General features: G+C 52.3%; 7 protein-coding genes. 2 read left to right on the plus strand and 5 right to left on the minus strand.

All coding sequences use genetic code 11. The features are described from left to right. Positions 1-349: 349 nt before the first annotated feature. The gene (locus GGR27_RS04090; protein ID WP_168036104.1) at positions 350-2,923 is read left to right on the plus strand and encodes an ATP-dependent Clp protease ATP-binding subunit; all 2,574 of its coding nucleotides are present in this window, start codon (positions 350-352) and stop codon (positions 2,921-2,923) included. A gap of 271 nt (positions 2,924-3,194) precedes the next feature. Next, positions 3,195-3,968 carry a translation initiation factor IF-3 gene (gene infC / locus GGR27_RS04095; RefSeq protein ID WP_209037869.1) on the plus strand — a complete coding sequence of 258 codons (774 nt, stop codon included), beginning with the start codon at positions 3,195-3,197 and terminating at the stop codon, positions 3,966-3,968. A 101-nt stretch (positions 3,969-4,069) separates the two neighbouring features. On the opposite strand, the gene lptE is transcribed toward infC, so the two are convergent. The 5 genes from lptE to GGR27_RS04120 all read right to left on the minus strand — a co-directional run bounded on the left by lptE (position 4,070) and on the right by GGR27_RS04120 (position 14,153). Then, on the minus strand, positions 4,070-4,585 hold the full coding sequence (lptE, locus tag GGR27_RS04100; protein WP_168036105.1) for an LPS assembly lipoprotein LptE: 516 nt from the start codon (positions 4,583-4,585) through the stop codon (positions 4,070-4,072). 212 nt (positions 4,586-4,797) lie between these two features. Beyond that, the gene (locus GGR27_RS04105) at positions 4,798-5,490 is read right to left on the minus strand and encodes a Crp/Fnr family transcriptional regulator (protein WP_168036106.1); all 693 of its coding nucleotides are present in this window, start codon (positions 5,488-5,490) and stop codon (positions 4,798-4,800) included. A gap of 214 nt (positions 5,491-5,704) precedes the next feature. Further along, positions 5,705-9,097 (minus strand): VCBS repeat-containing protein, encoded by a 3,393-nt coding sequence (locus GGR27_RS04110; RefSeq protein WP_168036107.1) that lies wholly within the window; start codon positions 9,095-9,097, stop codon positions 5,705-5,707. Positions 9,098-9,134: 37 nt separating this feature from the next. Next, entirely contained in the window at positions 9,135-12,530 is a 3,396-nt protein-coding gene (locus GGR27_RS04115; protein ID WP_168036108.1) for a VCBS repeat-containing protein, read from the minus strand. Between the two features lie 117 nt (positions 12,531-12,647). Continuing rightward, positions 12,648-14,153 carry a RagB/SusD family nutrient uptake outer membrane protein gene (locus tag GGR27_RS04120; RefSeq protein WP_168036109.1) on the minus strand — a complete coding sequence of 502 codons (1,506 nt, stop codon included), beginning with the start codon at positions 14,151-14,153 and terminating at the stop codon, positions 12,648-12,650. Positions 14,154-14,227: the final 74 nt, after the last annotated feature.

Below are 14,227 nucleotides of genomic sequence, written 5' to 3' on the forward strand. Positions count from 1 at the left end.
ACCGACTAGATTCCAACACAGATTGGCCTGTAAGTACATTGTTAGTCGGCTAAACGATATGATTTCTCCCAACTAATTTTGCGTTTTCCCGTTTTCAATACCGTGCGAAATCGGTAGTAACGTCCAAGCCAGTATTGCCGGCCTTTTGTCAGGATTATTTGTCAGGCGGGTCGGTGGCATGGTTATTCCAATAAAGGATTTACTTTAGGGGTCAGTATGAATGGGAGGGGCTGCGGAAGTGCCGGTCTTTACGTCCAATCTCTTTTGCTCTCTCGCTAACCTACTTCGCACCCGCGGCCGCGCCCAAAAACGGGGCCACTTTATCTACATTACCCCAAAATTTATCAGTATGCCTAATCCAAGTCAACGGGAGTTCAATTCCGACATTAAAAAGGCCATGGCCCGGGGCAAAATGGAGGCTGAGAAGATGGGCCACGCTTACGTGGGCCCGGAACACCTTTTGCTCGGCGTACTGAGTATGCCCAATACGCTGGCTAACCGCGTGCTGCGCAATCTCGGCGTTGATAGCGACGCGCTCAAGGATACGATCCGCGAAAACGTGCAACGCAACGGTGGCCAAAAAAGCGGCCACTCCATTTCCCAACTCCCCCTGAACGACAAAGCCGACCGGGTGCTCAAAGTGACCTTTCTGGAAGCTAAAGCGCTCAAAACGACCACCGTTAGCCCCGAGCATTTAATCCTGTCGATCCTCCGCAACAAGGAATTACCCGCAGCGAAAATCTTGCGTCAGTTCGAAGTGGAGTACGACATTTACAAAGCAGAACTAGACTACGTGAAAGACGAAAAAGACTTTTCGGAAGAACTCGAACTTCCCACCAACCAGGCGCCCGACGACGGCGACCAGTACGAAGACGACGACCAGGGCCGTGGTGGCATGAGCGGCGGCGGTGGCCAGCGCAAAGGCGGCGGCAACAACAAGAGCCGCACCCCCGTCCTCGACAATTTTGGCCGTGACATCACCACGCTCGCCGAAGAAAACCGTCTCGACCCCATCATCGGCCGGGAAACGGAAATCGAACGCGTCAGTCAGATCCTGAGCCGACGTAAAAAGAATAATCCGATCCTGATCGGTGAGCCCGGTGTCGGTAAAACGGCCATTGTGGAAGGTCTCGCACTCCGCATCAAGGAGAAGCGCGTTAGCCGGACGCTATTTGGCAAGCGCCTCGTGATGCTCGACCTCGCCGCTCTCGTGGCCGGCACGAAGTACCGCGGGCAGTTCGAAGAGCGGATGAAAGCAATCATGACCGAGCTCGAGAAGAGCCGCGACGTGATTTTATTCATCGACGAGATCCACACAATTGTCGGCGCCGGAGGTGCTACGGGCTCACTAGACGCCAGTAATATCTTCAAGCCAGCACTAGCCCGCGGCGAACTTCAATGCATTGGTGCTTCCACGCTCGACGAGTACCGCCAGCACATTGAAAAAGACGGCGCTCTCGACCGTCGTTTTCAGAAAGTGCTCGTTAACCCGCCGAGCGCCGAAGAAGCAGTTCACATTCTCCAAAATATCAAAACGAAGTACGAAGATTTCCACAGCGTGATCTATTCGGATGATGCAATCGAAGCCTGCGTGAAGTTTTCCGACCGGTACATCACCGATCGGTTCCTTCCGGACAAAGCCATCGATGTGCTCGACGAAGTCGGAGCCCGGACGCACATCAAAAACATTAGCGTCCCCGAAAACATCGAGGAGGCGGAAGCCAAGATCGAAGAGGTCCGCGAGCAGAAGAACGCTGCCGTCAAGAATCAGCAGTACGAAAAAGCTGCCGATCTACGCGACCAAGAAAGTAAACTGCAGCGCTCCCTCGAAGAAGCTAAAGTAGCGTGGGAAGAAGAATCCAAAACCCGCCGTTACCCCGTTAACGAAGAGGATATTGCCGAAGTCGTCTCCATGATGACGGGCATCCCCGTCAACCGGGTCGCTCAGAACGAGAGCAAAAAGCTGGTTGGTATGGCCGACGACCTCAAAGGTGCGGTGATCGGGCAGGACAACGCCATTGAGAAGGTTACCAAGGCCATTCAACGTAACCGCGTTGGCCTGAAGGACCCGAGCAAGCCGATTGGTACTTTCATCTTCCTCGGCCCCACGGGTGTGGGTAAGACGGAGCTCGCCAAGGTGTTGACGAAGTACATTTTCGACAGTGAGGACAGTTTGATTCGTATCGATATGTCCGAATACATGGAGAAATTTTCCGTCAGCCGCCTGATCGGTGCGCCTCCGGGATACGTTGGCTACGAAGAAGGTGGTCAGCTGACCGAGAAAGTTCGCCGAAAGCCCTACAGTGTTATCCTACTCGACGAGATCGAGAAGGCTCACCCGGATGTATATAACATCTTGCTCCAGGTACTGGATGACGGGCAGCTCACCGACGGAATGGGTCGCAAGGTCGACTTCAAGAACACCATGATCATCATGACTTCCAACATCGGTGTTCGCCAGTTGAAAGACTTTGGTCAGGGTGTTGGTTTCGCTACCAAGGCGCGTCAGGAGAATCAAGAGGAGAACAGCAAGTCAGTCATCAACAGCGCGTTGAAGCGGACTTTCTCTCCCGAATTCCTTAACCGGATCGATGATATCGTCATCTTCAATAGCCTCGGCCAGGAAGAGATCTTCAAGATCATCGACATTGCACTCGCCGATCTGTACAAGCGACTTACCGGACTCGAGTTCACCCTCGAACTGGACGAAGCCGCCAAGAAGTTTGTCGCCGAAAAGGGATTCGACCCTCAATTCGGTGCCCGACCGCTACACCGCGCGATCCAGAAATACATTGAGGACCCGCTCGCCGAATTCATTCTGAACAATAACCCGGAAGCGGGTGCCAAACTGGTAGCCGTGATGAACGAGGAGGCGGACGGTCTGGCAATTACGGCTAACGAAGCGGTAAGTGCTGAGGAGTAGGCTTGCGCAGGAATACGCTCGCGAATCGATGCGGCGGTAGTGGCTAATTTGCCGCCGCCCTCCATCAACTTCAGGCTTCGTGCATCTGAGATACCGAGAAAATATTACGAGTCGGGCAACAAAATGCCCGGCTCGTCTTAATTTTAAGCTTCGTGTTCGGCGTACAGCAAACATTGCGGGCCGTCAGGACTTTACTTTGTACACCATTTTACAAGGAACCTCTGGTGATAATTGAGCCAACGTTCCAATTTATTCATCAAATACCAAAATATTGGGTAGGAGAAAAGGCGGCGGCCGCAAACGCAGCTTCGTCCGTGAAGACACGGCACCGAAACACCGCATCAACGACATGATCCGAGTTCCGGAAATTCGCCTCGTGGGCGACAACGTGGACACCATTGCCGCAGGCATTGGTGAGACATTCAAAGCCGGTGAGGTCTACGATACCCGCCAAGCAAACAAGTGGGCGCGCGCCGCCGAGCTTGATCTCGTTGAAATTAGCCCGAAAGCGAGTCCGCCCGTCGTCAAGCTCATTGACTACAAGAAATTCTTGTACCAGCAAAAGCAACGGGACAAAGAACTCAAAGCGAACACGGTACAGACCGTCGTCAAAGAAGTACGGTTTGGCCCCAACACGGGTGAACACGACTTTGAATTCAAGCTGCGCCACGCCCGCGAGTTTCTTGAAGAAGGCTCGAAGGTGAAGGCGTACGTCCACTTTCGCGGTCGTACTATTGTATTCAAAGATCGCGGTGAATTGCTGTTGCTTCGTTTCATGAAAGAATTGGAGGACGTCGGATCGGCGGAAACCATGCCTACCATGGAGAAGCGCCGCATGAACGTCATGATTCAGCCCAAGAAGCGGAAGAAGACGGACGCTCAGAAGAAAAAGGACGCGGACATCAAGGCTAAAAAAGAATTAGCCGCTAGCAAAGCCGCCGCCGCCGCAGCAACTGAAAATAAGGAGGAAATTGCAGCAGCAGCAGCAGCCGATAAGCAAGCAGCTCCAGCTTCAGCTCCCGAAAAGGAAGCGGCGGGAGAATAAGCTTCTTCGTTCAGTTTCAAGATTACACAAAGCCCCGCACCATGTCACTTGGTACGGGGCTTTGTTAATACTACCGCTACTGGGTTACGGGGGGCAGTTGCTCACCACTCTTCCGCAAATGCCTTATTAAAGATCTTTTCGTTGATGTCGTTCACGATCTCTTCTATTGCCTCGTCCTGCACGGAGGCTAAGGTTTGTGAAGCGGGGAAATCAAAAAATTGGGAGAAGTTTTGCTTCCACTTATCCTCCCCCGATTCGTCAAGTAGGTTCGTGTAACTGATAGCGACTACGATAGTAAGTCGGTTGAGCGCGGCGATCGCACTCGTTTGGTCACCCGGTCGGGCACCTTCCGCAGATACTCTAAAGTCAACCAGCGTACCTTCCAACTGGATATCGGGGTTTGACTCTACGATAGTCAGGCGCGCTTCATCGCGCACCTTATTACGGAGCTCTTCGGTCATGTCCTGGTGTAAAGTCGGTGGAGCACCGATGGCGTTATCCAAGTAAATGGGTATATAAGCCGACTCTACTCCATCGGGGATTGATATCCCCCGAAAAGAGTAGCAGGCCACGAACAGCAAGGCAACTAAGCTCAGCAAAAAAAGCTTTTTCATCATATTTTCGTAGTGTTGTTAGCCCAAAGATAGCCGGAGGTTCTCCAGCCGTGGCCTGTCGCTCCGCGTTATGATCGTTCGGTCTCAAATTTACCGTCAACGGCACGACAGATGCCATAGGTAGCTTATGCTCAAAAAATCCCCACCGCCAAAATGTGACGGTGGGGATTCAAAAATTTACTTATTCTAAACCAATTAGCAACGAGTAGCTAGCATCAAGCTGCGTTCGCCTGGAGTACGTCCATGTCGCGAACGAGAATGCGACCACGGTTGAAGTAGATCAGATTCTCCTTGCGGAGTTCGTTGAGTACAAGGGTCACGGTTTGGCGGCTGGTGCAGGTAATGTTGGCAATGTCCTGATGGGTAAGGCTGTGCTTCAAGAGCATCTCGTAGCCCACGCGGCGGCCACGCTTCGTAACTACTTCGTGGAGGAAGCTGACGATACGGCTCCGAGCATCTTTAAAGATTAAGTTCTCCAGTTTCGTTTCTGCCGCCATCATCCGTTGCCCGAAGAGCATGAGGAGCTGCTGGTTAAGCGTGGTATTCAGAGCGAGAATGCGCTGGAAATCCGCGATGCGGATCGTACAGTACTGAATTTCTTCCTTAAGGGACTGTGCGGTCTCGTTACGGGTAGATTCTCCTACGAGGGCGAGCTCACCGAAAATAGCTTCCGGGTGAATGAGTTGTTTAATGACCTCCTTACCTTCGCTGTTGTGGGTGCTGATCTTGATGGCCCCTTTGGAGAGTAAGTAGAGGTAATCGCTGTTGTCTCCCGGCTGGTAGATGACCGAGTAGCGAGGCTTCTTGCGAAATTCCATCGCGTCGGCGAGTTGATTTTTTTCCGTACCGTTCAAACAATCAAATACGGAGAACTGGTTAAGCAGGGTAATTTTAGCTTCGGTAGACATGGTGTACGCTATTTGGTGAAGGGACTGAAAATATATTAACTACTGCGCAGATTGGTATCGGCGGATACATCAACTGCCGTTGGTAATGATGGGACACCAAGAAGACGGTTACCCCCTACCCCACCGTTAGTTAATTTTGAAATTACTTTCTGTCGGATAAATTACGGAAGCAGAATTCTTTTCGTCCGCTTCACTACACCGCTCGATTGCAAAGTCAATCCGTCGTTACCGTCAGCCCTCCACTCCCCGGTGGTTGAATAGTCAAAAGTTTCAGCGCTCCCCCGCTACGGGCGACTAGGTAGCCACTGGTTTGGCCCAGGCGAATGGCTTTGATTGCCCGGACTTCTCCGCCAATCCGTAGACCAGCAAGTGGCATCGCTTCCGCCCCACCCCGCCCGTCAAAATGGAGAGTGGAGACGAAGCTTGCGTCGTACCAACCCATTTCGATGTTCGACCCCAGAAAATTGCCCCCGCTCAACCAACTACTCCCCGCACCTGCGTCCGCGCCCAACGGACAGAAAGCCTGTAGCGCGGAAAACTGCGCGCGGTCCGGGAGCAAGTTTGGCGTAAAGATGCCGTCGCCGTTGTTCATGAATGCGTAACTCGCCAGGGTATTGACCAAAAACTTGTCGGCTTGCGCCAGGTTATCGGCACCAAACATGTCTTCCAGCGTTGCCCCCGCCATCTCTTGCGCAAAAAGGTATTTCTTCTTCAAGCTCGGTAGTTGTTTGATCAGTTCGGCGTGGCTTGCGAAGGGGATCTTCCGGTCCTTTACGTAGTAAGTGAGCACCTGCTCCGGCTGGCCATTACCGTCGAAGTCGTTCACGTACATTTCCAGCGGTCGTGCTTCCGTCGGTTTTAGTTTATTGTTTAGACCGAGGTTACCGGCCAGTATATCGAGGTCACCGTCACCATCGAGGTCGGCGGCTTCGACCGTATTCCACCAACCGTGGAGCTGGCCAACCGTCTGCTTTTGTAACCGGTCGCCCTGATTCTCGTAGATGGTGATGGGCGCCCATTCGGCGGCAATTATCAAATCCAGGTCTCCATCCGCATCCGTATCGGCCCACCGTCCATCTTTAACGAAGCCGGCCTTTTTCAGGTCCGCGGACCACGCCTCCGTTGCGTCCGCAAACTTCCCGTTACCCACGTTGATTAATAGATACGAGTCCGGGATCTGGCCATAAAAGCGCGGAACGACGCGGCCGCCGAAGAATAAGTCGATTAGCCCATCCCCGTTCACGTCCCCGGGAACTACGCACGAGGCCGTCATGAATAGCTCGGGAATGACGTATTTGGTAAAATCTCCCCGTCCGTCGTTCCAGTAGATGCGCTGCGTGCGCGGCTCTTGATTGGCGAAATATTCGTTACCACCGGCGGCCACCACCAGGTCGAGATCACCGTCACCATCCAGATCGGCGAAGGCGGCGTCGACGTCTTCGTAAACGGAATCCAGTACTATTACTTCCGGCGTAGCCAGGCGGAAAGTAAGGTCAGGGTTTTGTAGGTAAAGCGCAGAGCGGTTACGCTTAGAAGAGCCGACGTAAAAATCTTCGCGCCCATCCCCATTTACGTCCCCGACGGCTAGTGCGGGACCTTCCGTTGAAGCCATGTTCGGCATCAGCGGTTCACGCGTAAAATCGACGAAAGCGTTCTCAACGTGCATGAAGTCGATACCCGACCGCGCCGTTATGTCCTCGAAGACTGGGCGGTCTGGCGTTTGCGCGGTCCCGATAGCTATCGGGAGTACGGGGATTTTGTACTTAGGCAATGAAGCACTGTAAGCTACCGTAATTGTCGTATCGACGGCTACTAGGTCGAGCACCCGGTACCGCCGGTCCGGAAAGACAAAAAGCACCGAATCCACTAAGTCAGGATCGCCCAGGCTAATCAGCAACGGGGCCTGAACGCTAGATTGATACCCCCGGGTAGGAAAATAGTCGTAGACCATCCGTTCGTCTCCGGCAAAAACGATTGCCACTGAGCCGACGCCATCCCGATTTTTCTCGGAACCTCGCACCTCGATCTTCAGCCACGCACTTCCTTTATCACTCGAATCCGCGTTTTTCTGGTACTCATTTCGGTACAGGTAAGGCGTATCGTCGATATTGTTGGTTACCACGTCGAGGTCGCCATCGTTGTCCAGGTCAACGTAGACGGCGCTACTGGAGTAGGAAATGTCCCCGCCGGCAATTCCCTCGCTAAGGTCCGCGAAGCGCAGATTGCCCTGATTCCGGTAAAATTTATTTTTTAACTTGATTTCGGGCATCTTATCGATAAAAGCTAACTCCGAGTCGCGTATGTCATTGTACTCTTCCCGGAATTGCAGATCCGTATTGGTCTTGAAGTTGATGTAGTCGATATCGTTCATCCGCCGCGGAATACCGTTACTGATGAACAGGTCGCGCAGACCATCGTGGTCAAAATCAAAAAACAAAGAGCCCCACGACCAGTCCGACGCCTCTACGCCAGCGAAAGCCCCAATTTCACTGAAGCTTCCGTCCCCGTTGTTTAGCTGAAGCGTGTTGCGTGAAAACTGGGGATTGTACCCAAAGCCGAGCTTGAACTTAAACACGTCAAACCCATCTTCGCCAAGTGAGCTCTTCAGAATCTGCGGATCCTCCGGCAGCATATCCAACGAAAACACTTCCCGTAGGCCATCATTATTAATATCGGCAATATCTACGCCCATCGAAAAACGGCTCGTGTGCTGCATCATCTCCGTCAGCACCTCCCGAAAGGTGCCATCCTGGTTGTTCAGGTACAGGTAATCATTCTCGTGGAAATCATTCCCTACGTAAATATCCGGCCAGCCGTCGTTGTTGAGGTCGCCAGTAGCTAAGCCCAGGCCGTACCCGATCACGCTACTGTAAATCCCAGCGGCTTCCGTGACGTTGATGAATTTACCATCGTCATTGCGCATCAGTCGGTCGCCCGTTAGCGGGTTGGCCTCCTTGAGTTTGCCCGTGCGCTTACCAAAAGTACCGTTCTGGTGCAGGGAGTGGTTGAGCTGGTACATATCGAGGTCGCCGTCCAGGTCATAGTCGAAAAAGGCAGCCTGGGTACCGAGGCTGGCGAAGTCGAGGCCGTAGGCGGCCGCTTCGTCTTTATACGTTGGCACACCGTCCACGAGTCCCTGGCAAACGTAGAGTTGATTTTGCCCCGTGAGCATTAAATATCCGCTGACTTGATTAACGTATATATCCAGTAGCCCGTCCTGATTAATATCAACGACGGAAGCCCCCGTCGTCCACCCCGGCAAGCCAGCAACGCCGGCTTGTTCGGTAATTTCCCGGAATTTCAATTCCCCTTCGTTGAGGTACATCCTATTTGCCCCCTGGTTGGAGGTGAAGTATAAATCGACCAGGCCATCCTGATTAAAATCCCCCGCCGCCAGACCACCACCGTTGTAGAAGTACATGTAGTTAAATACATTAAACTCCGCCGTCAATTCCGGTTGGTTATTAAAGGTCAGTCTCGTTTTGTCACCTTTGAGTAACGTGAATAGCTGAGGAACATCACTGGTGACCTGAGTTGCCGGGCTTCCGCAACTCAAGACCACCGTCACCAGCAGGGGGGCAATTAACAGCAGCAGCTTGTTGTGCATAATTCATTGATCTTTCCGCAAACTTGCGTTGCCCACGTTATTGAAGTGTCCGGCTAATCTCAAAAAGCCGGGGCCGCTCGTCATTCACCGTCGCTAGTAAGTAGCGACGGCCGTTCAGTGTTAGCTCGGTAATCGATTTTACGTCGCCCCGGATACTCAGGCCACTTTCTGCGTTCGGTACGTACTCGAACCCTTGTTCGGTATTCAGTAAGACGTGGCCGAACGAAGCGTCCAGGCGTGAAAATTGGGGTCGGAAACCACTCTCGTTTCCGGCCATGACGAGATCGATCCGCCCGTCACCATTCACGTCCGTGCAGGCAATGCCACAAACGCAGGAGAGTTGTACGTCGGTGGGTAGTTGCTCAACGGTGAAGTTGTAGTCGCCGTCGTTGTAAGCAATGACCGATGGAAAATAATCGGCCACGTAGACGATGGCCTTCTCGAGCACTGACTTTTTAAAGAGCTCCTGGATGGATTTTTTAGCGTACACCGCATGTTGCAAACTTTCTTTTTTCAGGCTATTGACCTGCCCGGTTAGGTCTCGCTTCATGGGCACGGGCATATCTCTCCCCTCAATTGTCGTCGTGATGATTTTTTCGGTCGTGCCGTTCCCGTCGAAGTCTCCGACCCACAATTTTGCCGGTGCATCCTTGCTCACGTTGAAGTAGAAATTTTCGCCCACGTTACCCAGGATCAAGTCCTGGTCCCCATCCCCATCGAGATCGGCCGCTTCCACCGCGTACCACCAGCCGCGTAGTTCGTTCAGACTACTCGTTTGCTCCGCAAAAACACTTCCGTTGAAAGTAAGAATACGGGGGCTGCCCCACTCCGCCGTAGTGATTAACGCGCGTTCATTCCCCGCCAGCACGGACCATTTTGCGTCGGTCACCATACCCAGCGTTGCGAAAATTCTGGCTTTTTTCGCCGTTACGTTACTGTATTTGCCGGTTCCGTCATTCTCCAGCAACGCGCTGGGGGCGGGGGCGGCGTAGTTCTGGGGCATACTCCGGGTGCCGATGAAGAGGTCCAGGTCTCCATCCTCGTCAAAATCTAACGGAAGAACTACTGAGGTATTAAGGCCGAAGCGGGGCAGGGCTCCGGACCGGAAGCTAAAATTTCCCTCACCGTCGTTGAAGTACAGTTTATCGTTCAAATACGTCGCGTTCACCCGGTCAAAATTACCTCCGGACCCAACGTACAGGTCCAGGTCACCATCTCCGTCCGCATCGAAAAATGCCGCACCGATGTCTTCCGTCTGGGCTACTTGCTTGAAGACCGGCTGCTCTTTCAGCACCAATTCGCCACCAGACGCCTGCAGGTATAACTGCGCGGCTTGGTTGCGTGCGCCACCGACGAAAACATCGTCGAGACCGTCCCCATTTACGTCACCAACCGCCGCGTAGGGGCCTTCCTGGGTCAGTGAGCGGATAACGAGTCCTTCATTCAGCAGGTCGAAATAGTTTTCTTCCTCGTGTGCCGCGAAGGGGACATTAACTTCTTCCTTTAATAAAGTCTGCTTGATGCTTTGCGGGGTCGCCCCGACTGAGTACGGGACTAGCTGGCGCGTCGCGGGTGCCAGGTAAGGTTGATTGGAAGCCGTGTTTTGGTCCACCAGTAACGTCGTACCAGAGTCCGGAATGCCGAGGACGGATACGGTTCGGTCGGGCCAACATACCCGAATACTATCGGGAGCTTCTCCCGGAGGAATACCGAAGACAATCCCGTAGTCCATGCTCGACTGGAAGCCGCGCGTTGGAATGAGTTCAGCCATTTGATTGGTACCACTTCCTTCCAAAAATACCTTAGCGCCAACGGCGAAGGTGTTGTCTCCCTTACCGCGCAGCCGCACCCGTACGTTACCAGCTCCCAATTGACTGGCTTGGTTACGAAAAAGGAAAGCTGGTTGGTTAACGTTGTTGACCACTAGGTCTAAGTCACCATCATCGTCTAAATCACCGTAGGCGGCTCCGTTAGAAAAAGAAGGTTCGTCTACGCCCCAGACTACGGTCGCATCATCAAACCGCATATCTCCGGCATTGCGGAAAAGCCTGTTTGGCAACGGTTCCGATGGCATGCGTTCGATCACTTTGTCCACTTCTTCTTTCTTTCCCGTCAGCACCATCCGCCGCGCGACGTCATTCGAGAAAAAATCGATAAAATCTTGGTTGGTCAGGCTGTGGTAGATACCGTTAGAGACGTATATATCCCGGAGGCCATCATTATCGGCGTCAAAAAGCAGGGCACCCCAGCTCCAATCCGTCGCCTCCACGCCGCTGTACTGAGCAACTTCGCGGAAGTTGCCCCGACCATCATTGAGTTGCAGCGTGTTGTGCATGTACTGGTTGTAAAATCCCCGCCGCTGTTTTAGTTGGTTGATATTGACATCTTCGAACTGAACGGTGGTTTTGCGCCGGTAATCACTTTCGGGCAGCATTTCGGTGACGAAGATCTCTGGTGATCCGTCGTTATTCAGGTCCGCCATATCCGCCCCCATGGAAGCCAAGCTAATGTGTTGGGTCCGCCCTTCTACATCCTCGGTGAAAGTTCCATCCTGATTGTTGATGTATAAATAATCGCGCTCGTAGAAGTCATTGGAAATATAGAAATCGGGGTACAGGTCACCGTTCACGTCGCCCACGGTAATACCGAGTCCGAAGCCGATCAGGCTGCCGTAGATGCCGGCTTCCTCGGAAAAATCGGTAAATGTTCCGCCATCATTGCGCATCAGTTTATCTCCCCCACCCTTCAGGAAGTTTTTGACGTTCCAATCCTCGGCGTAGCGTTCCCGGTCGTTACTGAAATTAAGGTTGTTGACCGGGATGAAGGAGTTGTTGAGTAGGTAGACGTCAAGATCACCGTCGAGGTCATAATCTACGAACGCGGCGTGGGTAGTGTACCCGGACTCATCCAGACCGTATTCGGCAGCCGCTTCGCGAAAGGTATTGTCCCGATTATTTAAGAACAAGCTATTTTTCTGGTCAGCGCCTTTCCGGAAGCCGGCGTTACAGACGTAGATGTCGAGAAATCCATCGGCGTTGATGTCGACCACCGCTACGCCAGTGCTCCACTTTTCGGGTAGTTCAATTCCTGCTTTCACGGAAATATCTTCAAACTCAAAGTTTCCTTTATTCAAAAAGAGTTTATTCGGCCCCAGATTGGCGGACATAAATATCTCCGGAAGGCCATCATTATTGATGTCGATCAAGCCGACGCCGCCGCCGTTGTAGAAATTACGGTAGTTAAAGATATTTAGGTCATCGTCGTTGGTGACGGAATTTGTAAAGTCAAACCCAGTCTCCGCCGATTTAGTCAACTCGAAAATCGGTGGGCCACCAGCGGAATCAACTTGCCCAGTATCCTTGCCCCTACAACCAGCACCCAGCACCTGCGTCAGCGCCAAAAAGAACAGCAGTGGAGAAATCGATCTGAGCATAGGGGTAAAATTAGCAAGAGCGAACAGACGGGCTGCTCGCTCTTGCGTATTAATCAATTCAAATCATTGTTATGGATAAATTCCCAATGACGTCAGCGTTAAATGATTCAAAAGGATTTAGTATCCTTCATTCTGAGTCAAGTTTGGGTTGGAATCGAGTGCCTGCTGCGGAATTGGGAACAGGACGCGAGAGTCATCAGATTGGTCTGGCTTACCCGTCCAAGTGCTGCCTTCGCCGGTGAAAGTACCGAAACGAATTTGATCCGAACGGCGCGTCATTTCCCAGTACATTTCCCGAGCACGCTCATCAAGCATCTCTGCTTCATCAAGGTTAGCCAGTTGCGGGCCACCACGTGCGGTACGCATTCCGTTGATTACCGCAAGTGCATCAGCAGTGTTACCCATCCGGAACAATGCCTCGGCTTTGTTCAACATAGCTTCCGAATAACGCATCATGATGTACTTATCGGAACGGCCGGGGTGATATTTGATCACCCGAACACCGGCACCCTCAGCTGCGCCCGCCAATGAAACATCATCAGTAAAGACCAATGGGGCACCATTACGGGTAGTTAAATTCTGACCGTCATCGCCAACTTGCTGTCCCTGTAGAAAGCCCGTTCCGATTCCGGAAAACTCAGTTCCGTCCGGTTCGGCTTCCGTGCCAAAACGCGGGTCACCTTCTTCAAAGCTGTCGTAAAGTTCGGCGATAGAAGCAAAGCCATTCCAACCGGATGGATTGTTGTTGTAGTGAAGCGTCATGAACCACCGATTCTGAGGGGTACCGTTGTTGCTATATAAAATGGCCTCACTGTTTGTACCAGCCTCAAAAATGCTGAAGTAGTTACTGTCGACCTTATAGCCATCTTCGGCAATAGCATCAGCATATTCAACGACTTTCATCAGATCGTCATTGTTGAAGGAGTATGGTCCCGCAGGGTTGTCTGCCTTATATACCGCGCGGTTCAGGTACAACTGCGTCAGCAGTAGATTTGCAGCAGCTTTGCTACCGGTAAAGTTTTCACCCGGAGCGAGCGATGGCAAGCCTGGTAGTGCCTCCTCAACGTTAGCAATGGCTTGGTCGATAGCTTCGGCGCGGGAGATAACCCGTGGCAAATCATCTACGCCGTCGTTGAACTCCCGAAAAGGGACTACTCCGTAAAGGTCCAACACTTTATGCGTGTAAAAACCCTGAAGGAAAAGCGCATCCGCCCGCTGCTCTACGGAGGGATTAGCGGCAAGTATTACCTGTGTTGCGAAAAGGCGTTGGTTCATATCGTTCCACGCGGTGAGTACGTGAGCGTGCGTTGCATCCCAAGTGTGAGCGTGTAGCGTTCGCCATACGCCGTTATCACCCCAATCGACTCCACGGGTGGGAGGAATCATCTCATCCGAAGTATGCTGGTAGAGCGAGTAGACGTTGTTCTGCTCGGTGAAGATGGCCAAGTTATTGTAAGCCGCCTCTACGAGTTCAGTTGGATTGTCGGGCATTACAATTCCGCCCACCTCCTGATCAAAATCAGAGTCGCTTTCGATAGCCTCCAAATCAGTACAACTGAAGAGGCCCACCATGGAGAAGGCGAGGCAGAATGCCACCCCCTTTTTTAGATAGTTGATTTTCATTAATATTATGTTTAATCGACAATAAAGTAGTGATGTGTACCTCTAACTACATAAATCCGCTCAATAGGGTTTTA

Source organism: Neolewinella antarctica (genome assembly GCF_011927835.1).
GTDB classification, from domain to species: Bacteria; Bacteroidota; Bacteroidia; order Chitinophagales; family Saprospiraceae; genus Neolewinella; species Neolewinella antarctica.

Excerpts from the sequence above, each read along its gene's own strand:
- GGR27_RS04090 (WP_168036104.1), top strand. The coding sequence starts at position 350 with ATGCCTAATCCAAGTCAACGGGAGTTCAATTCCGACATTAAAAAGGCC.
- lptE (WP_168036105.1), bottom strand. The coding sequence starts at position 4,585 with ATGATGAAAAAGCTTTTTTTGCTGAGCTTAGTTGCCTTGCTGTTCGTG.
- GGR27_RS04105 (WP_168036106.1), bottom strand. The coding sequence starts at position 5,490 with ATGTCTACCGAAGCTAAAATTACCCTGCTTAACCAGTTCTCCGTATTT.
- GGR27_RS04110 (WP_168036107.1), bottom strand. The coding sequence starts at position 9,097 with ATGCACAACAAGCTGCTGCTGTTAATTGCCCCCCTGCTGGTGACGGTG.
- GGR27_RS04115 (WP_168036108.1), bottom strand. The coding sequence starts at position 12,530 with ATGCTCAGATCGATTTCTCCACTGCTGTTCTTTTTGGCGCTGACGCAG.
- GGR27_RS04120 (WP_168036109.1), bottom strand. The coding sequence starts at position 14,153 with ATGAAAATCAACTATCTAAAAAAGGGGGTGGCATTCTGCCTCGCCTTC.